This window comes from Bacillus sp. PK6-013 (assembly GCF_054161445.1).
In genome coordinates this window covers 1,248,106-1,269,488 of the sequence record NZ_CP096417.1, presented here as the reverse complement: position 1 = coordinate 1,269,488, position 21,383 = coordinate 1,248,106, and the positions used below count along the sequence as shown (strand labels likewise).

Here is a 21,383-nt window from a genome sequence, read left to right as displayed (position 1 = left end):
TGAAAGACTATTGCCCTTTCACTTCAGCTGCTGCTTTGTCCAATGCTTCTTTCGGTGTTTTGCTCTTCGTTTTGAGCGCTTCGTACAGGACGTTTCTGTTGACGAGATCAGAAGTCTTCGCATAATCCTCAGTAAGGTAAAGCGGATTGATCTCATCCTTTATGTCAAGAAGCACGGAAAAGATGTGTTGTCCGTTTTGAAAGTATTCTGTATATTGATTTGGTTTTTTCAATTCGTCCGAGTCCCACACATCCCATCTGAGCGGATCGAATCCGAGCACGGTCCACAGCTTGATGTTGCCTTCTTTCGATGCTTTGGCAAATTTCAAGAAATCCTTGGCCAGATCGACCTCTTTCGCCTGTTTTGGAATCACGGTGGCCGTTCCGCCCATTCCCGCTGAACGGTCTCCCCCTTCTTCCCATGCCGGCAACGGTCTGATCGCGATTTTCCCTTTCAAGTCAGGCATATAATCCAAAAAACGGCCCATATACCAGATCGGCATTAAGACAGACGCCGCGCCGCCTTGGTTCATAAACCCGTAGTATTCTTCACTGTGATGATTACCTCCGGGCGTTGTGACGGCAATTTTGTCTTTCTCAATTAAAGTCTTTAAAAATTCGAGCGTTTTTACGTTTGTCTCATTGTTTAATGTCAAACGCCCCTGCTCATCAAAGTAACCGGATCCCTGCTGGGAAACCAGCGGCAGAAATGAATTCGGATCGGTCGTTTCAATCGTTGTCATCGGCTTTCCGAGAGCTTTGACGACCTTTTTGCCCGCTTCCCTGTAATCTTCCCATGTTTTGATGTCGTCCGGATCAACGCCTGCTTTATTCATCATTTCCATGTTGTAATACATCACGGTTGTTCCGACATGTGTGTCAAGTCCGTAAAGCTTGCCGTTCTTGCTGTAGAGCGTCAGCCTCGCTTCAACAAACTTGTCGCGGTCGCCATCCACAAGCGGCGTTAAATCTGTAAGAGGAATGTCAGAGCCCTTCAAAAAGTTCGAATAGCGCCCCAGCTCAACATCGGCAATATCTGGAACCCCTTTCCCGGCTAAAAGCGAGATTGATAAATTGTCATGCATCTGTCCATACGGATACACCACTGTATTTAATTTGATTTTTCGCTCGGGATACTTTTTGTTCCATTCTTTCACCATCTCAGCATAAAACTGTTCATGAAGGCCGTTGAATGTCCAAAATGTCAATTCGGTGCCGTCCGCTTGATCAGAGGCTGGACTTGCCTTGCACCCCGATAAAAGCAGACATGCAGCGACCGTGACCATAAAGATAGATGAAAGGAACCTTTTCACATTTTAACCCCTTTCACGCCTGGTCCTTTGCCTAAAAGCCCCGGCAAAAGGCCGTATTGATTGATGATTTTCAGTCCTGTATACCGGTCTCTGAGCTGATGGGCGTATGCGAGCGCTTCTCTCACCAGCTCTTCTTCAACATCGAGTTCTTTGAAAGATACAGGCCCGCCGATACGCCTCATCCACTCTGCCATTTTCTTACCGTCAGGAAGCTTTTCATAAACGGAGCGAATCGCTTGCTCAGCGTGTTGATCACCCAGGCTTGTACCGATAAGAGATCGGTAAATGTCAGTCAGCATGATGGCGCTGCAGCCGACTTTAGCACCGTGGAGCACTTGCCGCTTATTGTTCTCCAACGCTTTCATTTCAAGGTAGTGGGAAAGATGATGCTCGCCGCCGGAAGCCGGCCTTGAATGGTCGAGAACCAGCATGACAAGACCAGAAAGGATCAGTGATTCCATCAATTTCTTAATCCCATCACGCGTCTTGGCAGCGATGTCATCTTTTCGGTCAAGGCATTGATCAAGCGCTTCCCTCGTGAGCCGGCTGGCGGCCGGGCAATACGGCTCATCGGCAAGCAGGCGGGAAATTTCCCAATCCGCAAGCGACGTCTCCTTGCCGAGCATATCGCCAAAACCTGCGGCTATCATGTTCTGTGGCGCTTGACACAAGAGCTCCAAATCGGCAAAAAGCGCGATCGGCGCTGTCGTTTGAACCGTCTGTTTCTTTCCTTTTAAAATCAGCGGTGCGCCGGCTGAAGTAAAACCGTCAACCGACGGAGCCGTAGGAACTGAAATAAACGGGATGCCGCGCTGATAGGCGCAAAACCTGACGATGTCGTGAATCGTGCCCGCTCCGGCTGCAATTAGTACATCCGCATCAATCGGTACACCGATCAATGCACTCACCAATGTTTGCTCATCCGCCGTCACATCGCCCGCTTCATTAGCTTCCAGCAGAACCTGAACTGTTTCAGCCGTTTCTTCAAGAAGAGCCGCAATCCGCTTACCGGCTATCCGTCCGGTCGTTTCATCATAAATGACAGCGGCTTTTTTATAGGAAGCCGATTTCACGAAAGCGGGCAATTCTTGCTCAACAGCTTTGCCGCCGATCGCGATTTTTTCGACTGTAAGCGGATGATGAACGGCTCCGCATTCGCACGCACCCAAAGTGTCTTTCACATAAGAGATCAAATCTTTCATTGACAGCTTCCCTCCTCTATTGGCCGTAATACGCGTCTGCCCCGTGCTTGCGAAAATAGTGCTTATCCTGCAAAGCGCTCTTAATCGGCTCAAGAGACGGATTCAGCATCAGGGAGCGGTACGCCATCTTCGCGACTTCTTCCAAGACGACAGCATTGTGTACGGCCGCCAAGGCGTCTTTCCCCCAGCAAAACGGCCCGTGATTGTTCACGAGAACGCCGGGCATCGCCAGGGGGTCCAGATGCCGGAACGTCTCGGCAATCACTTTTCCTGTATTCAACTCGTATTGACCTCTGATCTCCTCAGGATTCATTTCTCTTGTACACGGAATGTCACCGTGGTAATAGTCGGCATGAGTCGTTCCGAGTGACGGAATATCCTTCCCTGACTGCGCCCAGCTTGTCGCCCACGGAGAATGCGTATGGACGATCCCGCCGATCGACTGAAACTGCCGGTAAAGATAGAGGTGTGTCGGCGTATCGGAAGACGGCTTCAGATCCCCTTCTACAATCTCGCCGTCCATATTCAGAACCACTAAATCTTCGGCTTTCAAATCGCTGTATTTGACACCGCTCGGTTTGATGACGACCAGCTCATTCTCCCGGTCAATACCGCTGACATTTCCCCATGTAAAGGTGACAAGCCGGTATTCTTCAAGTTGCAAATTCGCTTTTAATACTTGTTCTTTCAAAGATTCCAGCACAGTTTTCTCCTCCCTTTAAGCCATCGCTTTACCGGTGTCAGAACTAATGGACTGGATGTTTTTCAATTTTTTAAGGCGTTTCATCACGTTGTTTTGCTTTCCGAAGTACGTGTAAAGTTCCTTGTATTCCGTATAAAGCCGATCGTATAAGGCAACGTTTTCAGGAATTGGTTTGTACGTTTGATCCTTGATCTTGCCCATATGTGCGACTGCTTCTTCGATATGGTCATAACCGCCGTTCACGCTTCCGGCCGCGAGCGCTCCGAATATCGCGGAACCTAAAGCCGGCGCCTGCGGAGATCCGGATATTTTGATTTCCATGTTGGTGACATCCGCGTAAATCTGCATGATAAACGGATTTTTTTCGGCGATTCCTCCTGCGGCATATAGCTCCTCGATCGGCACGCCGCTTTGTCTAAACGTTTCAATAATGATCCTCGTCCCGTAAGCAGTCGCTTCAACCAATGCACGGTATATCTCTTCAGGCTTAGTGGCAAGCGTCATACCGAGCAGCATGCCTGTCAGATCGGCATCAACGAGTGTTGAACGGTTTCCGTTCCACCAATCCAATGCAAGCAAACCGCTTTCGCCGATTTGGAGACGGTCAGCCTTTTGAGACAGCAGTTCGAATATAGAAATCCCTTCGGCTTCAGCTTCTTTCATATACGCTTCTGGTACAAAGTGTTGAATCAGCCAATGAAAATGGTCGCCGACGCACGATTGGCCCGCTTCATAGCCAACATAGCCTGGCAGAATCCCGTCTTCAACGACGCCGCACATTCCCGGCACCATTCTGACATCTTCACCGAGCAGCATATGGCAGGTAGACGTTCCCATGATCATCAGCATCTTGCCCGGCTCTGTGATGCCGACCGCCGGAACTGACACATGCGCATCAACATTTGCGACAGCGACCGCCGTACCAGCCAGAAGCCCTGTCTTCCCGGCCATTTCTTCAGTCAGTCCGCCCGCTTTTTCACCTACAGAATAAATATCCTCTGTTAATTTTTCGCGAACGATATTTTTCAGCTTCGGATGCAGGCTTGCGAAGAAATCATCGGAAGGATAGCCGCTTTTATTGTTCCAAATCGCTTTATAACCCGCTGTACAATTGTTGCGCTTTCTAGTTCCGCACAGCATATAGACGATCCAGTCGGCCGCTTCCATAATCTCGGCTGCAGCATCATAAATAACAGGCGCTTCTTCCACGATTTGCATCACTTTTGGAACGAGCCACTCGGAAGAAATTTTCCCGCCGTATGTTTGAAGAAAAGGTTCATTTCTTTCTTCCGCGATTTGATTCAAGCGATTCGCCTGCTCCTGTGCAGCATGGTGCTTCCAAAGCTTGACATAGCTGTGCGGTTCTGACGCATACTCTTCCCTCATGCAAAGAGGAGTGCCGTTCTCGTCAACGGGCAAAATCGTGCAAGCCGTGAAATCGATTCCGATGCCGATGATTTCTTTCGGATCCGCTTTCGACTGCTTTAAAAGGCTCGGAATTGTTTCCTCCAGCACTTCAATGTAATCAGCCGGATGCTGGAGCGCCCAGTCCCGCGGAAGTTTCCGCTTTGAGACGGGAAGCTCCCGGTCTATCACCCCGTGTGTGTACTCTTTGACAGCTGTCGCGATTTCCTCACCTGTCCGGACATCGACGAGAACAGCGCGTCCTGACAATGTTCCAAAGTCAACTCCGATTGTGTAAGGGATAAGCCTTCACCCCCTTAAAACTTGCGAAGCCGATATGCAGCTTCACTCCATTTAAGTTCATTGCGAAGATTTAATATCGTCGTATCGCGATTGATCAACACCGCTTCAATGCCTGACATTTCGGCCCAATCGAGCATCTGCTCGGCTGTCAGCTGATACGAAAGGCATGTATGGTGCGCACCGCCAGCCAAAATCCACGCTTCAGCCGATGTTCTCAAAGACGGCTGCGGCTTCCAAAGTACGCGCGCCACCGGAAGATTCGGCATATCATGCGGAACCTTCTCAGCTTCCACTTCATTGATGACAAGCCTGAAACGGCCGCCCAAATCGATGAGAGAGACATTGACCGCAGGGCCTGCAATTCCGTCGAACACGAGCCGCGCCGGATCGTCCTTTGCACCCATTGACAGCGGATGGACTTCAATTCTCGGTTTGTGATCGGCAATCGACGGGCACACTTCAAGCATGTGGGAGCCGAGAATCATTTCATTGCCCGGTTCAAAATGGTACGTGTAATCCTCCATAAATGACGTTTCTTTTCCGCCGGCCATCACTTTCATCATCCTGACGAGCGCAGCCGTTTTCCAATCTCCTTCTCCTCCGAAACCGTAGCCTTCGGCCATCAGGCGCTGAACGGCCAAACCTGGAAGCTGCTTCATACCGTGGAGGTCTTCAAAGGTTGTCGTAAAGGCCGTATAGCCCCCATTCGAAAGAAAGCGCTTTAATCCAAGCTCGATCCGCGCCTGCTCTTTGACGGATTCCCTTGCCTCTTCGCCTTCCGGCCACTCATAAAGCTCCTCATATTCGGAGATGAGCTCGTTCAGACTTTGTTCTGATACAGTATTGATCTCTGTGACGAGGTCGCCGATTCCATATCCGTCGACAGACCAGCCAAGCTGAATCTGCGCTTCAATCTTATCTCCTTCTGTTACCGCCACATTGCGCATGTTGTCCCCAAATCGGGCGACTTTGATATGACGGCTCTCAATATATGCGACCGCTGCGCTCATCCATTTGTCGATCGAGTGTTTGACGTCTCTATCTTCCCAATACCCGGCAATGACTTTTCGCGGAATGCCCAATCTAGCTCCGATAAAGCCGTATTCGCGGTCGCCGTGTGCAGACTGATTAATATTCATGAAATCCATGTCGATTCTATCCCACGGAATGTCCCGGTTAAATTGGGTATGAAAATGGAGCAGCGGCTTATTCAGCTCGGACAGGCCCGGAATCCACATTTTCGCCGGTGAAAACGTATGCATCCAGGTAATGATGCCCGCGCACTCCTCGTCCCGGTTCGCCTCTTCAAACAGTTTTCTGACGCCGTCCAGCGAAGTGGCCACCGCTTTGTACTTGACTTGAAACCTTAAATGTCCGTCATTTAATCCGTTGCAGATTATTTTGGAATGCTCTTCCACCTCTTGTACGGCCTTTTCTCCATATAAATGCTGGCTGCCTGTCACAAACCAAAATACATGCGTCTTTTTTTGAATCAAATAGCTTCCTCCTCTTCTTTAAGGTTTCTGTGTAAAGATTAGCAAACTATTAAAACGCTTACAAAAAAATATGGATATACCTTATTCTCAAACTTATCGCGACTATATGTACGTACAACTAAACTCAAAAACATATTTGTACGAACAACTTCATTATATCATTTTGAAAAAAACTGTCAATTTAATTTCCAGTGTGTTTTTTATTTTTTTTGACAGATTTCAGAACAAAAAAACGGGCGGAAAAATCGCCCGTCATCTGTTAATAAGTCGGCCACCCTTGGGAATCCCAGTACAAGTCGTTGATGAGCAGCTTCGATACACCATTGTCCAACGCGTCATAAGCGTGTCTGACAAGGATCGAGTTGTTCAGAACATCCTGATGTCCCGGCCCTTTCCAGCGGTCATTGCCGGAATCCAGGATCGTCCCTCCGCCGTTCATCATATTTTTGCCGCTTTTATCATAATAGGGTCCCGTAATGCTCGTTGAACGGCCGTACGCTATTTTATATGTGCTGTTCACCCCTTTACAGCAGCTGTCAAACGAGACAAATAAGTAATAGTAGCCGTCTTTGTAGGTAATGTTCGGCGCTTCAACCGCTCCGCCGTTATTCGGCCTTGAGGCGATCGAATACAGACTTCCCGTCGGCTTCATCGTGTTTTTATCAAGCCTTGTCAGCTTGATGCCGGTCCAAAAGGAACCGAATGAGAGCCATGGATTCCCGTCTTTGTCAATAACCAGATCAGGGTCAATGGCATTAAACTGATCACCGGATGTCGATCTGATGACCAGCCCGTCATCCCGCCATTTGCCGGATGAAATCCGGTCTGTCGATGCGAGTCCTATCGCTGATGTGTTTGAACCGAAAGACGATACAGAGTAATACAGCCAATACCGGCCGTTATAGTAGCTGATATCCGGCGCCCACTGATGCGGTTCATGATTTGGTACGTACATCTTCCACCAGGACAATGGAGCTGGAAAAATACTCGGGGCAGCACTCCAGTTTCTGCCGTCGGTTGACTTAATGACACGCAGCCCTGTACCGAGCCCGGTTCCAAATGTATACCACGTATTTCCCTCTTTAATGATGGAAGGGTCATGGATGAAATTGTCCCCCTTTGTGTCCCAAAACGCAGCCTTGCCTGATTCAGGCATCAAAAAAGCCAGCAGCAGTCCGAACATCAATCCTGTCAAAGACATTCTCCGCAACACTTTTTTCATTCAGTTCACACTCCTGTTCTTGTAAATGAAAAAACAATGCCTCCCTTTCTTTGTCAATTTTTCGAACAATGTTTATATATGTAAACGCTGTCTTTGACATTACAAAAAAAGCTGACAGCTTATAAAATAAGCCTGTCAGCCCCATCTTTCATCAGTCAAACGTAATATTTTGAACCGTCTCTTTATCCAATCGTTTAATCACTTCGGTAATTAATTTTACCGCATGTTCATAGTCATCCCGGTGAAGCATGGCCGCGTGCGTATGGATATACCTTGTCGCGATCGTGATCGACAGAGCAGGCACTCCGTTCGCGGTAAGGTGGATCGAGCCCGAATCTGTTCCTCCGCCTGAGAGGGCGTCAAATTGATACGGAATGCCGGCTTCATCTGCTACATTCGTGACAAAGTCGCGAAGCCCTTTATGAGACACCATTGAAGCGTCATAAAGGATGATCTGCGGGCCTTTTCCCATTTTGCTTGTCGACTCTTTTTCCGTAATACCCGGTGTATCACCCGCGATTCCCACGTCAACACCGAAAGCAATATCAGGCTTGATCGTATGCGCGGCGGTTTTCGCGCCTCTCAGTCCGACTTCTTCCTGTACGGTTCCGACGCCGTAGACGACATTCGGGTGATCCGCTCCTTTCAGGTTTTTCAGCACATCGATCGCGATCGCGCAGCCGATACGGTTGTCCCATGCTTTGGCAAGCAGCATTTTTTCATTATTCATCACCGTAAATTCAAAGTAAGGAACGACCTGGTCTCCCGGAAGAACGCCCCACTCCATCGCTTCCTCTCTGTTCGACGCTCCGATATCGATAAACATATCTTTAATATCCACCGATTTTTTTCTTGCCTCCTGAGACAGGACATGAGGAGGTTTTGAACCGATGATACCGGTGATGTCGCCTTTCTTCGTCACGACCGTCACACGCTGCGCCAGCATGACCTGGCTCCACCAGCCTCCAACCGTCTGAAAGCGGAGATAACCCCTGTCATCGATCCGCGTAACCATAAAACCGACCTCATCAAGATGGCCGGCAATCATAATCTTCGGTCCGTCAGCCTGTCCGGTCTTTTTAGCGATTAAGCTTCCCAGTCTGTCTGTCGTAACCTCGTCGGCAAACGGTTCTATGTACGATTTCATGACTTGTCTGGGCTCTTTTTCATTTGCAGGAATTCCTTTTGCATCTGTTAATTCCTTTAGCATCGTCAATGTTTCATCAAGCTTTGCCATCTCTATACAGCCTCCTTAATTAACCCTCATTTACTATTATACAGAAACATCCCTTTTCAATACGACCAATATTCTGTACAGCTTTTTTGGTTAAAAAATGAAACCTTGCGGGAACTGGTTCGTATATATTGGGATATACTCAAAATTACGTTCAAGGGAGGTTCTGTTTTAACATGATTGTCATCATATTGAGACTGGCTTTGCTGGCGCTTTTGGTTTACGTCGTGTACAGGGCCGTTCAATTTTTGGGGAGTCCGGACAGAAGGCTGAAATCAGCACAGGCCAAAAAACACTTTTATTTTTTGGACGAACAGAAAAATGCACGCAAAAATCTCAAGTTGACATTTAAAGGCGTGCTTTTCGAAGGAGAAAAACACATTCCTTCAAAAGACCATCCGCTGTTCATCCATACGATTTTTGTATGGACGGAAGCGCCTGAAGAAAAGCTCAGCTCTTTCACGGAAGAAGACTTCGCAGAATTGGAAGAAAACATTAAAGCCCACTATCCCGATTGCAAAATCGACTGGGATTCGAACATTCAAAAGTGGAGAAACAAAAAAGCAGAAGAGCAATAAGCCTCATCTGCTTTTTTAATTCATCATATAAAAATAGGTCAAAACGGCTTGCACGGCCAGCAAAAAAGGAATGCCAAGCCTGAAGGAAAGGTGTTTTGTCTTATGTCTGAACCGCATCATCCCGAACCAGACGCCTGCGGATCCGAAAGCGGCCGCAACGAGCCAGATGCGGCGCTCAGATACCCTCCATTTCCCAGTGACCGCTTTTTGCTTGTCTGCTTTCATTAAGAAAAAGCCGTATCCGTTTATGAGGATCGCGTAAATCCATATGAGAGTCATATTGTTCATTTCTCCTTGTTTCGCGGTTGGGGGCTTGCGGCGGCCGGTCTCACGAACCGTTTCACATCCCGCGCGAGTAGCTTCTAACAACAAAAGAAAAAGGCCGGGTTCCGGCCTTTTTCAATTATTTATTCAATTGCGCTTTAGCAGCGTCTGCAAGCTGATTGAATGCGTTCAAATCATTTACAGCAAGGTCAGCAAGCATTTTGCGGTTTACTTCGATACCGGAAAGCTTAAGACCGTGCATCAAACGGCTGTAAGAAAGACCGTTCATGCGTGCTGCAGCATTGATACGAGTGATCCACAGTTTGCGGAAATCGCGTTTTTTCTGACGACGGTCACGGAAAGCGTAGTTTCCTGATTTCATAACCTGCTGGTTAGCTACTTTATATAATGTATGTTTTGAACCAAAATAACCTTTTGCTAATTTGAGAACCTTTTTACGACGTTTGCGTGTAACAGTTCCGCCTTTTACTCTTGGCATTAGATTTCCCTCCTAATTATACCTTTTCCGAATTACTTAATGTTGGCAAGCTGCTGCTTGATGCGTTTGAAATCGCCGGCGCTTACGACTGCGCTTTTGCGAAGCTTGCGCTTTTGTTTTTGAGATTTATTTGCGAACAAGTGACTTGTATATGCATGAGAACGTTTCAGTTTCCCGGAACCTGTCTTTTTAAAACGTTTCGCAGATCCGCGGTGAGTTTTCATTTTTGGCATGGATGTTTCCTCCTTAATTACTTTTCAGTTTTAGGCGCGAGCACCAAGAACATGCTGCGGCCGTCCATTTTCGGCTTCGTTTCAACATTCGCCACTTCCGCGCAGGCTTCTGAGAAACGGTCCAGCACGCGCTGTCCGATTTCTTTGTGCGTGATCGCACGGCCTTTAAAGCGGATGGACGCTTTCACTTTGTCCCCTTTTTCCAGGAACTTGATGGCGTTGCGAAGCTTTGTATTGAAATCATGTTCTTCAATACCAGGGCTCAGCCGAACTTCTTTTAAGTTAATGATTTTTTGATTTTTGCGTGCTTCCTTTTCCTTCTTCTGCTGCTCGAATCTGTACTTTCCGTAGTCCATGATCCGGCATACAGGCGGTTTTGCATTCGCTGCAACCAACACAAGGTCAAGATTTGCGCGACCCGCAATTTCCAGTGCTTCCTGGCGGGATTTGATCCCAAGCTGATCGCCATTTTGTCCGATCAAACGAACTTCACGCGCACGGATACCCTCATTAACCAATTGATCTTTGCTAATAATGAGCCACCTCCATAGAATCTTTGAATTGATTTCACAACTCATTTTGACCGTTTCTTTGCATTCCACAGGCAAACAAAAAGTGCGGGCATCGAAACACCCACACTGCGAACATTGCATAGAAAAATAAGAAATGTACGTTTAACCTGCCAACTACAAGAATGTGTCAATCAGGTGAGAAGCGGGTGCTTCTGCTTGTTGATATATATTCAATTCATTATCCATCTTACATAAACAAATCCTGCAAGTCAAGATATAAAATTTATCACAACATTTGCTATTATATCAGGACACATTTGAAATAGCAATGCTATTTTTTTATTTTTCTTTCACCGGCTCTATCCGCCGATCATTTGGACACATAACGGAACGACAAACACGGTCACGACGCCGACGACGACAACTGCAATACTCGCCATTGCCGCTTCGACTTCCCCCATTTCAATTCCGACGGCGACGCCGAGGGCATGTCCTGATGTTCCGAGCGCCAACCCTTTGGCGATCGGATGCTGCACTTTGAAGATCTTCAAAAAAAGCGCGCCAAGCGCATAGACGATCACTGCGTTAAAGATGACGGCGAAGGCCGTGATATCTTGAATGCCGCCGATTCCTTTTGATAAAGGAAGCGCAATCGCGGTCGTGGCGGCCTGAGGCAGCATGCTTTTCATGACGGCTCCGTCAAGATGGAGCGCGTTTGCGATCAGATAGACGACAGCAACCGAGCAGACAGAGCCCGCAATAATGGCGCCAAGGATTTGCAGCCAATATTTTTTCAAGCTTTCCACCTGTTTGTATAAAGGAATGGCGAACGCAATCGTGGCGGGCTCCAAAAAGAACTTAATGATGTCTCCGCCGCTCTTGTAGTCCTCATATGAAAAACCGCCGATTTTTAAAAATGCAATCCCAAGAATCATCGCGACAAACAGAGGCGTGAACAAGAAAAAACCATTTGATTTTTTAAATAAAAAAGTGCCGATGCCAAATGCGGCCAGTGAAACGACGATACCGAAATAAGGTGTCATAGCGTTAATAACCTCCTATCGATTCAAGAAGCTGTTTTTTTGGCTGATTCAACCCGGTTGTCCTGACGGTCCTTTTTGCTTGCAGACAGGATGAACTGTGAAAACAAGCCTGTCGCTGCAAGCAGAATGACGGTGGCCAGGAAAATCACGAGGACGATCGGCAGCCCGTATTTCTCCATGACACCGAGCGAGTTCATCACTGATATACCCGACGGAACGAATAAAAAACCGATCAGCGAAGTGAGCGCCGTGCCAAGCGATTCGACTTGTTCCAGCTTCAGCACGTTCGCACACAGCAATGCAAACAACATCACCAAGCCGATGACAGACGGAGGAATCGGGATGGGCAGAATCGCGGCGATTCCGTTTGAAACAAACATCATAACAGCAAAAATAAATGCCTGAGTTAAAAAGCCATATTCTTTTTTCCCCTTCATTTCGTTCACCTCTTTGGCTGTGTTGGGTTCATTATATAAAAAGGCCCCGGCCAAAAAAGCGTTTTCAAAGTAACTTGCCGGATACCGCCCTTCAATTGCAGAAACGGGACGCTGAAATGCAAATTATTCTTCCGGCTTTGCACATTCTTCACAATTATTTAAATTCCAGAATGTGCTAATGGAGCAAAACAGATCGTATAGTGGTTAATGAGAAAACGATTGATGAGGAGGCTCTGACTCATGAACCATTCAAGAGGAGGGCGCTTTGTTCCGGCTGGCGAATTCGCATCTTTAGCAAGACGCGGCCTGATGCCTGAAGACGCTTCGATCGCCGCCGGCGCGCCCCGATTTGCAGATTATCCATTCAAGCTTGGAGTGGCTTCAGGTGACCCGCATCCCGACGGGGTTGTCATTTGGACGAGGCTTGCCCCCGATCCGCTTGCCGAAGACGGTTTAGGGGGAATGCCCGGCAGAGCCGTCCCTGTTCAGTGGGAAGTAGCCGAAGATGAACATTTCCGCAAAGTGGTGAAGCGCGGGACCGTCTCAGCGCTCGCTGAGCTCGCCCACTCCGTTCATGTTGAAGTGAACGGCTTAAAGCCGGGAAGCTATTATTGGTACCGGTTTAAAGCGGGACGGGAAATCAGCCGGACAGGCCGTACAAAAACAGCGCCTTCCCCGCACGCCGACATCAAGGGAATGTCGTTCGCTCTCGCCTCGTGCCAAGCTTGGTACCACGGATATTTTACAGCTTACCGGCATATGGCCGAAGACCATCCGGACGTTGTTTTTTTCCTCGGAGACTATATTTACGAATATGCCATTAATGCTAAAAATCTTTTCCGCGATGTGACTTTATCTGCTGCCCATAACGCAAAAACCGTCACGCTCAGCCAATACAGACTCAGATATTCTCTTTTTAAGACAGACCCGGACCTCCAGGCCATTCATGCGCTGGCTCCCTGGGTTGTGACGATGGATGACCATGAGGTCGAAAACAATTATGCCGGCATCCATTCCCAATACAACACATCTCCGGACGATTTTCTCCGGCAGCGCGCAGCGGCGTACCAAGCTTTCTACGAAAATATCCCGATCCGCAGCACATCGATTCCAAATGGGCCTGACATGCTGATGTACAGGCGGTTCCGCTATGGAAACCTGGCTGAATTCAATGTTCTGGACACCCGGCAGTACCGCAATAATTTTCCGGCAAATGAGGCCGAACGGCTTGAGCCGTCACGCTCCATACTCGGATTTGACCAGGAGCGCTGGCTTTTTAACGGCTTGAGCCGGTCTGACACGGTGTGGAACTTTTTAGTCCAGCAAGTCGTCCTGGCTCAAATCGACCGCGATACAGGCCCCGGAGTTGAGTACAGCACAGACCAGTGGGACGGTTTTCCCGCTTGCCGCGACAGGCTTTTTTCCGCATACAAGGTATACGGCATCCAAAACCCCGTTGTGCTGACAGGAGATATTCACAGACATGCCGCTGCCGACTTAAAGGAGAACTTCGACGATGCGGGCTCAGCGACAATCGGAACCGAGCTGATCACAACTTCGATATCTTCAGACGCTGACGGCAGCGAGACCGATTCATTGGCGCCGATCTGGCTCGGAAACCCGCATGTCAAACTGTACAATGCGCAGCGCGGTTATGTTCGCTGCCGCTTGACGCCCCGGCAGCTTGAAGCCGACTTTCAGGTTCTTCCTTATATCACACGGCCCGGCGCCCCAGTCTCAACTTATGCCACATTCTCCATAGAAGCGGGACGGCCCGGGCTTCAGCGCTAAAAAACGGCGGTGAATGACGAATTCAGTCTTTCACCGCCGCTGATCATTTTTTACACCATATGCAGCCGTTTTTTCAGCTCTTTCGCGTATGTACGGCTGACAGGAATCGTGGAGCCGTCTTTCATCAGGAGGTTGTATGTCGAATTGAACCAGGGTTTGACTTCTTTAATATGATCCATATTTGCGAGAAAGCTTCTATGCACCCTGATCAACGCCGTCTGTGAAAGCTTTTGTTCGAGAACGACTAATGTATCGTGAACCGTGTATGCCTGATCAAAGGTTTTCACTGTGACGTGTCCGTCTTCTAACCCGGCGTATACGATTTCGTCCGGATCGAGAATGACGATCGCTTCGTCAATGCTGAGAGCCAGCCTGTGACGGCCCGCAAGCTGCTGCCCCTCCTGATGGCCGGGACGCATCCTTTTATATTTTTGAATCGTCTGTCTGATTCGCTCCTCATCAAACGGCTTTGTCAAATAATCGACCGCATCCACTTCAAATGCTTTCAGCGCATATTCATCATAAGCGGTCGCAAAAACGACAGCCGGAGGCGCCGACATTTTTTTCAGCCGCTTCGCAATGTCAAAACCGTTCTCCCCAGACAAATCGATGTCCAAGAAAAGAATATCGGGTTTGTGATCCGCCATTTTGTCAAACGCTTCTTCGATATGTTCAGCTTCATCGACCGCAACCACTTCTTCGGTCTGCTCTAATAAATATCTAAGCTCGTCTCGCGCAAACATTTCATCATCCACGATTAATACCTTGAGCATCTCTGTTCCCCTCTCTTTCGGTTTGAAAAGGAATCTTAAAGGATATCTCTGTTCCTCTATCAGGTTCGCTGGCAAGCTCGAGGGCAGCCTGGTGCCCGAACAAACCGGTAAGCCGCTGATTCACATTGTAAAGCGCCGTCCCGTTCCCTTCTTTTGAAGGTGCGGGCGCCTGTCCCAGCTGTCCAAGCAGCTCGGGATCAATTCCCCTGCCGTTGTCTGACACCTTCATCAAAACGCCGTCCTGCTCTCTCACAGCGCATACTTTTACCGTGCATACCTTTTGTTTTCTCGGGAATGCATGGCGAAGCGCGTTTTCAACAAGCAGCTGCAATATAAATGGAGGAATTTCCATGCTTTCAAGACCGTCCTCGATATGAAAATCAATATGATACTTGCCAGGGAACCGGGCCTGCTCCAATGATAAATAGGCTTCCAGGTGGTTCAGCTCTTTTGAGAGCGGAATCATCAGCTGCCTGGCTCCCTGCAGATTGGAACGAAAATAAACGCTCAACTGCAGGAGGAGTTTCCGCGTTTTTTCGGGATCTGTCCTGCACAGAGCAGAAATCGTATGGATGGCATTAAATAAAAAGTGCGGATTGACCTGCGCTTGAAGCGCCTTGATTTCGGCATCTTTCAAAAGCTTGCTTTGCAGCTCAGCCTCACCGAGTTCTAGCTGAGTGGAAAAAAGCATGGCAAGCCCTTCGGCGAGCTCTTCCGTCACACGGTTAAGACCGGACGGATGCTTAAAGTACAGCTTCAGCGTGCCGATTGTTTCGCGGTTGGAGAAGAGCGGCAGTACGATCGCCGCCTGCAGCGGACAGGAACGGTGCGCACACTCGATTTCATCGCGCGACTTCACTTTCATGACCTTTCCGGTTTGAATGACTTTTTTCGATAAACCGGTGATCAGATTTTTCGAAGGAATATGATGATCTGCTCCATCTCCGACATGAGCGAGAATGTTCTCTCTGTCCGTAATCGATACGGCATCCGTCCCCGTCATCCGGTGAATAATGAGAGCGGCGCTTTTGCAGGAATCCTCATTCAGTCCCCGGCGGAAAAAAGGAAGCGTCTGATCCGCTATCGAAAACACCTTATGGGTCTGAACGGCCCGCGCCTGTTCCTCTTTGCGGATAATAGACTGAATGATCGATAGAAAAATAAAGCTGCCCGTCCCGTTGACAATCATCATCGGAATGCCGATCATCTGAACAAGCGCAATAGCCTCAGCCTGCGGTTTTGCAAGTACGAGAATCATCAGCATCTGCAGACCCTCCATACAAATACCCGCCAGAGCGGCTACCCTTGGTGTCACCATCTGATGCCGTTTCCTGAAAAAGCTGCCGATATAACCGGCGATGACGCCAGCCAGCAGTGAAGAAACCGCACAGCTCAAAGCTGTCGTCCCTCCCAGTGAAAAACGGTGAATGCCTGACAATAGCCCGACACCCGCTCCGACAAACGGCCCTCCGATCAGACCGCCGATTTCGACACCGAGAATTCTCGTATTGGCAATCGAGCTTGACGGATCGATCGCAAAAATCCAATCATTGTTCAAAATCTTATGTTCCCGGATTTCAATGCCTGTATAGTTGCTGATGATGCTGAACAGGGAAAAAATGAAGATGAGAACCCCTTTTCCCTTATACCCTTCCGGATGCTGGAGGTGCTGACGGAACACCTTCATATGGGCCAACATAAAGCCCAGGATAACGATGATCCCCACTCTCTCCAGCATCATGATCATGAGTTGAATCATGTACTTCCCCTTGCTTTCTTTCTGTATCGGAATTTGCTCTTATTCTATCATACCTCTCTTTATTCACACTTTGACGCGGCATGCTTTACAAAATAAAAAAGGCAGCAAACAATTGCTGCCTTTACCTTATTTGCTGCTACCCGTTTTCAAATTAACAATCAGCCACACAACTTGAATAATGAATGGAAATATAAATGCAATCAATAAAACGATAAACGCTATTAATTTAAGCTCAGGCGTTTGAGTAACACCGGCGCCATCAACATCTCTCAGCCACACGAGAGCCGTCCCCATTACAAAAACGGCCATCCAAAATAAGTTGCAAATCCACCAAAATATCCATCGTTTTTTCACAAAACCATTCCTTCCATTTCTACACTGTATCTGCTTCTTCTGTCCGCATGTGAGCCCGTTATCACGAACATAAGATGCATCTTAAAAATCCCCTGCATTACCAAACAATAGAAACCCGTTTCATTCTATCATATTCGAGAAGCTTTCACACTTTGACACTGCATTACATCACATTCTTAAATTCATTTCTTTCACATCCATTTGATCTATTGTAAAATAAATAAGAGAATTCTATAAATTAATGGCAGAGGAGAAGATCATGAAAGCCGTATTTTTTGATTTAGACGATACATTGCTCTGGGATGAAAAAAGCGTCAGCACAGCATTTTCCAAAACGTGTCTTAAAGCTGAAGAAAAATACGGAATCCATGCGGAAGAATTTGAAGTAGCGGTCCGCGAAGCAGCGCGAAAGCTTTACACGTCTTATGAAACATATCCATACACCGTCATGATCGGCATCAACCCATTTGAAGGCCTGTGGTCAAACTTCAGCGAGCCGATCAGCGAAGGCTTTCAAAAACTGAACAAAATTGTTCCTGAATACAGAAAAAACGCATGGACAAACGGATTGAAGGCGTTTGGCATCGACAATCCCGCCTTCGGGGAAGAACTCGGCGAATATTTCGCCGCAGTGCGCCGAAAGAGCCCTTTCGTGTATGAAGAAACATTTGCCGTTTTAGATGAACTGAAAGGAAAAGTAGAGCTTCTTTTGCTGACAAACGGCGATCCGAGCCTGCAGAAAGAAAAGTTGGCAGGCGTACCGGAACTTGCTCCTTATTTTAATGAAATCGTCATTTCCGGTGAATTCGGAAAAGGAAAGCCTGATCCAAGCATATTTGAACACTGCCTCAACCTCCTCGGCATGACAAAGGATGATGCCGTGATGGTCGGAGACAACTTGAACACCGACATTCTCGGGGCTTCCAGAGCGGGCATTCAAACCGTCTGGGTCAACCGCAAAGGCAAAAAGAATGAAACTGACCTTACACCCGATCACGAAATCAGCCATTTGAGCGAACTGTTCGATATCCTCCGCGGAAAAACAGCCGATAAACTAAGCAAAAAAGCATGACTCCCGAGCGGGAATCATGCTTTTTTCTCGTTTATTTCTTTGCTTCTGCAACGGCTTTTTTAATGAAGTCTGCAAAGGCAACTGTTTCTGATTTTTGCTCTCCGTATTTGCGGACGTTGACGGCTTCGTTTTCAACTTCCTGGTCGCCGACGACAAGCATGTACGGGATTTTTTGCATCTGTGCTTCACGGATTTTATAGCCGATTTTCTCGTCACGGATATCGACTTCAACGCGAAGTCCTTCACGCTGCAGGCGCTCTTGAACTTTTTTGGCGTAGTCAAGATGCACGGACGGCGATACAGGGATGACCTGGAACTGAACAGGGGCAAGCCATGTCGGCAATGCGCCTTTATGCTCCTCAATTAAGAAAGCGACAAACCGTTCCATTGTGGAAACGACACCTCTGTGAATGACGACCGGACGATGAGGTTTTCCGTCTTCTCCGACATATGTCAGATCAAATTTTTCAGGAAGAAGGAAGTCCAGCTGTACAGTTGACAGTGTTTCCTCTTTTCCGATTGCTGTTTTGACCTGAACGTCAAGCTTCGGTCCGTAGAACGCCGCTTCCCCTTCGGCTTCGTAATAATCGTGTCCGATCTCGTCCATCGCTTCCTTCAGCATCGATTGCGCTCTGTTCCACATTTCATCGTCATCGTAATATTTCTCTGTATCTTCAGGGTCGCGGTAAGACAAGCGGAATGAGTACTGCTCAAGGCCGAAGTCTTCATACACTTCCTGAATCAGGCGGACAGTGCGGATGAACTCTTCCTTAATTTGATCGGGACGGACGAAAATGTGCGCGTCATTCAAAGTCATCCCGCGAACACGCTGCAGACCTGAGAGAGCGCCTGACATTTCGTAGCGGTGCATCGTTCCGAGCTCCGCGATCCGGATCGGCAGTTCACGGTAGCTGTGAATGTCGTTTTTATAAATCATCATATGATGCGGACAGTTCATCGGTCGAAGCGTCAATGTTTCATTGTCCATTTCAATCGGAGGGAACATTGTGTCTTGATAATGATCCCAATGCCCTGACGTTTCGTAAAGTTCTTTGCTGCCAAGGACAGGTGTATACACGTGCTCATAGCCGAGCGCAAGCTCTTTGTCAACGATATAGCGCTCGATGACGCGTCTGATGGTTGCACCCTTTGGCAGCCAAAGCGGCAGCCCTTGCCCTACCTTTTGCGAAATCGCAAACAGCTTCAGTTCTTTTCCGAGCTTTCTGTGGTCGCGTTCTTTTGCTTCCTCAAGGAGGCGAAGATGCTCATCAAGCTCCGCTTTTTTGAAGAAAGCCGTACCATAAATGCGCTGGAGCATCTTGTTGTTGCTGTCTCCGCGCCAGTATGCTCCCGCAAGGCTCAGCAGTTTGAACTCCTTGATTTTTCCTGTCGAAGGAACGTGAACACCGCGGCACAAATCGAAGAATTCGCCTTGTTCATAGATCGATACCGTTTCACCTTCCGGAATCGCATCAAGCAGTTCCAATTTCAAATCATCGCCGATTTCGGCAAACCGGGCTCTGGCTTCCTCACGGCTGACTTCTTTTCTTACGATCGGCAGATTTTCGCCAACGATTTTTTTCATTTCCTTCTCAATCTTCGGAAGGTCTTCCGGAGTCAGCGCTTCTTCCATATCCACATCGTAGTAGAAGCCGTTTTCAATGACCGGACCCACGCCAAGCTTCACGTTTTTATACAGGCGCTTGATCGCCTGGGCCATTAAGTGTGCAGTACTGTGGCGCATGATTTCAAGCGCTTCTTCGCTGCCTTCTGTAATGATTTCGATGGCGCCGTCCTCAAGGATCGGTGCGCGCAGATCGATTTCTTTGCCGTTTAATTTCCCCGCTATTGATTTTTTCTTTAAGCCGGGACTGATTGATGCCGCGATATCTTCTGTTGTCGTCGTTTTTGCAAACTCCTTAACCGCTCCGTCAGGAAATTTGATTTTTACCATATCTGACATCCTAGTCACTCCTTTTTTTTACAAAATAAAAAATCCCCGTCCCCCTATGAAAGGGACGAGGATTAATAAACGGAATTCGTGGTTCCACCCTTTTTCCCGAAAACGCAAAAAACCCGTCGCGCTCTCGGCTTTCGGTTCTGTAACGGGAAGTCCCGTCAGTCATTACTAGACACATTGCCGTTCACAACTGATGTTCAAAGGCGGTAAAAAAATGCTCCTTGGCTTAAGAGACTTTCAGCCGTGGTCTCCCTCTCTGTCAAACCGGTGTTCATCTTTTCATGTCCTTATCGATACATAATATCTTTAAGTTTACATCGTATTATAAATCGTTTTTCACACAAAATCAAGAATGCTCTTCCAAAATGTTTTCTCGCGGATGAAAGGCGTCAAGCGAAAGAATCCGTACGCGCTCCTGAAAAATATTTTGAATGGTCTGAACCATGGCGTGTTCCCGGTCTTCTGTATAGAGGTCTATTTTTTCCGGCGCAATCGATACGAGCGGAGCCAGGAGATGGGAATCAATATACATCGGGTGTTCTCTTACGAACCGCCTGTCTATGTATTTTTTTTGTTCCCGTTCAGAAATATACTTTAATTCCCACAATACAAAATAACCGTCGTGCACAATGCGGACATGGTCAAGCATCGGCTCTTTCGACATGACGTAGTCTCTCAGCGATTGAATGAATGTCTGATATTCCTGTTCCATTTTATACTCGTCAATTGCCGCCTCCACATAAGACCTGAGGCGTTCATAATACCTCCCGAGGCGAAATGTCATAAAAGACCGAATGGAAAAGACGTTTTCCTCAAGACAAATCGTTTGGAGCTCCTGAATGATGTAATGTTCGCGAGGGGTGTCGTCCTTGTTGAGAGGAAGCCCTTCAAGTTCGCCCTCCATAATGCTGTGGGCCAGTTGAAGAATCTGCTGCTGTTCATCCCGGTCCAAAAAGTAATAATCGCCTTCAATAACCGAAAGCATGTATTCGTCTTCTTTGCATTCTGTAAAAAATCTCGTCAGAACCGGCTCAATATAGGCCTGAATACTGACAGAGGAATGGGTCTTTTCAATTCCGATCTTCCCTGGTGCTTCGTGAATCTTGATATGCCGGTTCGCATCCGCATTGCGAAGGAGATGCAAAAACGCGGCTGTATCATAATCATCTTCAAATGTAATTTCAAGCATGTTTGTCCCCCCTAACAACATCTGATACATGTATATGGGGGTG

The 21,383-nt window shown here is 47.8% G+C and carries 21 protein-coding genes and 1 other annotated feature; of the genes, 3 read left to right on the top strand and 18 right to left on the bottom strand.

What is annotated here, in order from left to right:
• Nucleotides 1-7: 7 nt before the first annotated feature.
• The 7 genes from M1E03_RS06440 to M1E03_RS06410 form a co-directional block, all read right to left on the bottom strand.
• Nucleotides 8-1,285 (bottom strand): ABC transporter substrate-binding protein, encoded by a 1,278-nt coding sequence (locus tag M1E03_RS06440; protein WP_095291053.1) that lies wholly within the window; start codon nucleotides 1,283-1,285, stop codon nucleotides 8-10.
• A 23-nt stretch (nucleotides 1,286-1,308) separates the two neighbouring features.
• The gene (locus tag M1E03_RS06435; RefSeq protein WP_095290827.1) at nucleotides 1,309-2,514 is read right to left on the bottom strand and encodes a sn-glycerol-1-phosphate dehydrogenase; all 1,206 of its coding nucleotides are present in this window, start codon (nucleotides 2,512-2,514) and stop codon (nucleotides 1,309-1,311) included.
• A 16-nt stretch (nucleotides 2,515-2,530) separates the two neighbouring features.
• Complete coding sequence (gene araD, locus M1E03_RS06430; RefSeq protein ID WP_020452523.1) at nucleotides 2,531-3,217, bottom strand: L-ribulose-5-phosphate 4-epimerase; 687 nt, start codon at nucleotides 3,215-3,217, stop codon at nucleotides 2,531-2,533.
• Nucleotides 3,218-3,232: 15 nt separating this feature from the next.
• Nucleotides 3,233-4,924 carry a ribulokinase gene (araB, locus tag M1E03_RS06425; RefSeq protein ID WP_041817285.1) on the bottom strand — a complete coding sequence of 564 codons (1,692 nt, stop codon included), beginning with the start codon at nucleotides 4,922-4,924 and terminating at the stop codon, nucleotides 3,233-3,235.
• 14 nt (nucleotides 4,925-4,938) lie between these two features.
• On the bottom strand, nucleotides 4,939-6,420 hold the full coding sequence (araA, locus tag M1E03_RS06420; protein WP_065643641.1) for an L-arabinose isomerase: 1,482 nt from the start codon (nucleotides 6,418-6,420) through the stop codon (nucleotides 4,939-4,941).
• Between the two features lie 259 nt (nucleotides 6,421-6,679).
• Nucleotides 6,680-7,642 (bottom strand): glycoside hydrolase family 43 protein, encoded by a 963-nt coding sequence (locus M1E03_RS06415; RefSeq protein ID WP_035338196.1) that lies wholly within the window; start codon nucleotides 7,640-7,642, stop codon nucleotides 6,680-6,682.
• 151 nt (nucleotides 7,643-7,793) lie between these two features.
• The gene (locus M1E03_RS06410; RefSeq protein WP_020452527.1) at nucleotides 7,794-8,879 is read right to left on the bottom strand and encodes a M42 family metallopeptidase; all 1,086 of its coding nucleotides are present in this window, start codon (nucleotides 8,877-8,879) and stop codon (nucleotides 7,794-7,796) included.
• Nucleotides 8,880-9,052: 173 nt separating this feature from the next.
• Between M1E03_RS06410 and M1E03_RS06405 the strand changes: the two genes are divergently transcribed.
• Nucleotides 9,053-9,454, top strand: coding sequence for a hypothetical protein (locus tag M1E03_RS06405; protein ID WP_023855473.1), 402 nt, complete (start codon nucleotides 9,053-9,055; stop codon nucleotides 9,452-9,454).
• A gap of 15 nt (nucleotides 9,455-9,469) precedes the next feature.
• On the opposite strand, the gene M1E03_RS06400 is transcribed toward M1E03_RS06405, so the two are convergent.
• The 6 genes from M1E03_RS06400 to lrgA all read right to left on the bottom strand — a co-directional run bounded on the left by M1E03_RS06400 (nucleotide 9,470) and on the right by lrgA (nucleotide 12,442).
• Nucleotides 9,470-9,733 carry a DUF1294 domain-containing protein gene (locus M1E03_RS06400; protein WP_020452529.1) on the bottom strand — a complete coding sequence of 88 codons (264 nt, stop codon included), beginning with the start codon at nucleotides 9,731-9,733 and terminating at the stop codon, nucleotides 9,470-9,472.
• A 124-nt stretch (nucleotides 9,734-9,857) separates the two neighbouring features.
• On the bottom strand, nucleotides 9,858-10,217 hold the full coding sequence (gene rplT / locus M1E03_RS06395; protein WP_003184266.1) for a 50S ribosomal protein L20: 360 nt from the start codon (nucleotides 10,215-10,217) through the stop codon (nucleotides 9,858-9,860).
• 32 nt (nucleotides 10,218-10,249) lie between these two features.
• Complete coding sequence (gene rpmI, locus M1E03_RS06390) at nucleotides 10,250-10,450, bottom strand: 50S ribosomal protein L35 (RefSeq protein ID WP_003184267.1); 201 nt, start codon at nucleotides 10,448-10,450, stop codon at nucleotides 10,250-10,252.
• A gap of 17 nt (nucleotides 10,451-10,467) precedes the next feature.
• The gene (infC, locus tag M1E03_RS06385; protein WP_145654358.1) at nucleotides 10,468-10,986 is read right to left on the bottom strand and encodes a translation initiation factor IF-3; all 519 of its coding nucleotides are present in this window, start codon (nucleotides 10,984-10,986) and stop codon (nucleotides 10,468-10,470) included.
• Between the two features lie 67 nt (nucleotides 10,987-11,053).
• Nucleotides 11,054-11,186, bottom strand: a sequence feature (ribosomal protein L20 leader region).
• Nucleotides 11,187-11,321: 135 nt separating this feature from the next.
• Nucleotides 11,322-12,005 (bottom strand): antiholin-like protein LrgB, encoded by a 684-nt coding sequence (gene lrgB / locus M1E03_RS06380; protein WP_075212766.1) that lies wholly within the window; start codon nucleotides 12,003-12,005, stop codon nucleotides 11,322-11,324.
• Nucleotides 12,006-12,028: 23 nt separating this feature from the next.
• Nucleotides 12,029-12,442, bottom strand: coding sequence for an antiholin-like murein hydrolase modulator LrgA (lrgA, locus tag M1E03_RS06375; RefSeq protein WP_105980081.1), 414 nt, complete (start codon nucleotides 12,440-12,442; stop codon nucleotides 12,029-12,031).
• A 240-nt stretch (nucleotides 12,443-12,682) separates the two neighbouring features.
• On the opposite strand from lrgA, the gene M1E03_RS06370 reads away from it, so the two are divergent.
• Complete coding sequence (locus tag M1E03_RS06370) at nucleotides 12,683-14,233, top strand: alkaline phosphatase D family protein (protein ID WP_429673770.1); 1,551 nt, start codon at nucleotides 12,683-12,685, stop codon at nucleotides 14,231-14,233.
• Nucleotides 14,234-14,283: 50 nt separating this feature from the next.
• Here M1E03_RS06370 and M1E03_RS06365 read toward each other — a convergent pair whose 3' ends face one another.
• The 3 genes from M1E03_RS06365 to M1E03_RS06355 form a co-directional block, all read right to left on the bottom strand.
• Nucleotides 14,284-15,006, bottom strand: a complete 723-nt coding sequence (locus M1E03_RS06365; RefSeq protein ID WP_020452534.1) for a LytR/AlgR family response regulator transcription factor — start codon at nucleotides 15,004-15,006, stop codon at nucleotides 14,284-14,286.
• A complete protein-coding gene (locus M1E03_RS06360) occupies nucleotides 14,981-16,765 on the bottom strand; it encodes a sensor histidine kinase (protein WP_020452535.1) in 1,785 nt (594 codons plus the stop codon). Before M1E03_RS06360 ends, M1E03_RS06365 begins: the two co-directional genes overlap by 26 nt.
• A 126-nt stretch (nucleotides 16,766-16,891) precedes the next feature.
• Nucleotides 16,892-17,119 carry a DUF3923 family protein gene (locus tag M1E03_RS06355; protein ID WP_095290822.1) on the bottom strand — a complete coding sequence of 76 codons (228 nt, stop codon included), beginning with the start codon at nucleotides 17,117-17,119 and terminating at the stop codon, nucleotides 16,892-16,894.
• Nucleotides 17,120-17,378: 259 nt separating this feature from the next.
• Between M1E03_RS06355 and M1E03_RS06350 the strand changes: the two genes are divergently transcribed.
• The gene (locus M1E03_RS06350) at nucleotides 17,379-18,191 is read left to right on the top strand and encodes an HAD family hydrolase (protein WP_268050686.1); all 813 of its coding nucleotides are present in this window, start codon (nucleotides 17,379-17,381) and stop codon (nucleotides 18,189-18,191) included.
• A gap of 31 nt (nucleotides 18,192-18,222) precedes the next feature.
• Here the strand turns inward: M1E03_RS06350 and thrS are convergent, their stop codons facing one another.
• Both thrS and ytxC read right to left on the bottom strand, forming a co-directional pair.
• Entirely contained in the window at nucleotides 18,223-20,154 is a 1,932-nt protein-coding gene (gene thrS, locus M1E03_RS06345) for a threonine--tRNA ligase (protein WP_020452538.1), read from the bottom strand.
• 343 nt (nucleotides 20,155-20,497) lie between these two features.
• Nucleotides 20,498-21,340 carry a putative sporulation protein YtxC gene (gene ytxC, locus M1E03_RS06340; RefSeq protein WP_020452539.1) on the bottom strand — a complete coding sequence of 281 codons (843 nt, stop codon included), beginning with the start codon at nucleotides 21,338-21,340 and terminating at the stop codon, nucleotides 20,498-20,500.
• Nucleotides 21,341-21,383: the final 43 nt, after the last annotated feature.

Excerpts from the sequence above, each read along its gene's own strand:
- rplT (WP_003184266.1), bottom strand. The coding sequence starts at position 10,217 with ATGCCAAGAGTAAAAGGCGGAACTGTTACACGCAAACGTCGTAAAAAG.
- rpmI (WP_003184267.1), bottom strand. The coding sequence starts at position 10,450 with ATGCCAAAAATGAAAACTCACCGCGGATCTGCGAAACGTTTTAAAAAG.
- M1E03_RS06400 (WP_020452529.1), bottom strand. The coding sequence starts at position 9,733 with ATGACTCTCATATGGATTTACGCGATCCTCATAAACGGATACGGCTTT.
- M1E03_RS06365 (WP_020452534.1), bottom strand. The coding sequence starts at position 15,006 with ATGCTCAAGGTATTAATCGTGGATGATGAAATGTTTGCGCGAGACGAG.
- M1E03_RS06435 (WP_095290827.1), bottom strand. The coding sequence starts at position 2,514 with ATGAAAGATTTGATCTCTTATGTGAAAGACACTTTGGGTGCGTGCGAA.
- M1E03_RS06405 (WP_023855473.1), top strand. The coding sequence starts at position 9,053 with ATGATTGTCATCATATTGAGACTGGCTTTGCTGGCGCTTTTGGTTTAC.
- lrgB (WP_075212766.1), bottom strand. The coding sequence starts at position 12,005 with ATGACACCTTATTTCGGTATCGTCGTTTCACTGGCCGCATTTGGCATC.
- M1E03_RS06360 (WP_020452535.1), bottom strand. The coding sequence starts at position 16,765 with ATGATTCAACTCATGATCATGATGCTGGAGAGAGTGGGGATCATCGTT.
- M1E03_RS06350 (WP_268050686.1), top strand. The coding sequence starts at position 17,379 with ATGAAAGCCGTATTTTTTGATTTAGACGATACATTGCTCTGGGATGAA.
- ytxC (WP_020452539.1), bottom strand. The coding sequence starts at position 21,340 with ATGCTTGAAATTACATTTGAAGATGATTATGATACAGCCGCGTTTTTG.
- lrgA (WP_105980081.1), bottom strand. The coding sequence starts at position 12,442 with ATGAAGGGGAAAAAAGAATATGGCTTTTTAACTCAGGCATTTATTTTT.
- M1E03_RS06415 (WP_035338196.1), bottom strand. The coding sequence starts at position 7,642 with ATGAAAAAAGTGTTGCGGAGAATGTCTTTGACAGGATTGATGTTCGGA.
- M1E03_RS06410 (WP_020452527.1), bottom strand. The coding sequence starts at position 8,879 with ATGGCAAAGCTTGATGAAACATTGACGATGCTAAAGGAATTAACAGAT.
- thrS (WP_020452538.1), bottom strand. The coding sequence starts at position 20,154 with ATGTCAGATATGGTAAAAATCAAATTTCCTGACGGAGCGGTTAAGGAG.
- M1E03_RS06370 (WP_429673770.1), top strand. The coding sequence starts at position 12,683 with ATGAACCATTCAAGAGGAGGGCGCTTTGTTCCGGCTGGCGAATTCGCA.
- M1E03_RS06440 (WP_095291053.1), bottom strand. The coding sequence starts at position 1,285 with ATGGTCACGGTCGCTGCATGTCTGCTTTTATCGGGGTGCAAGGCAAGT.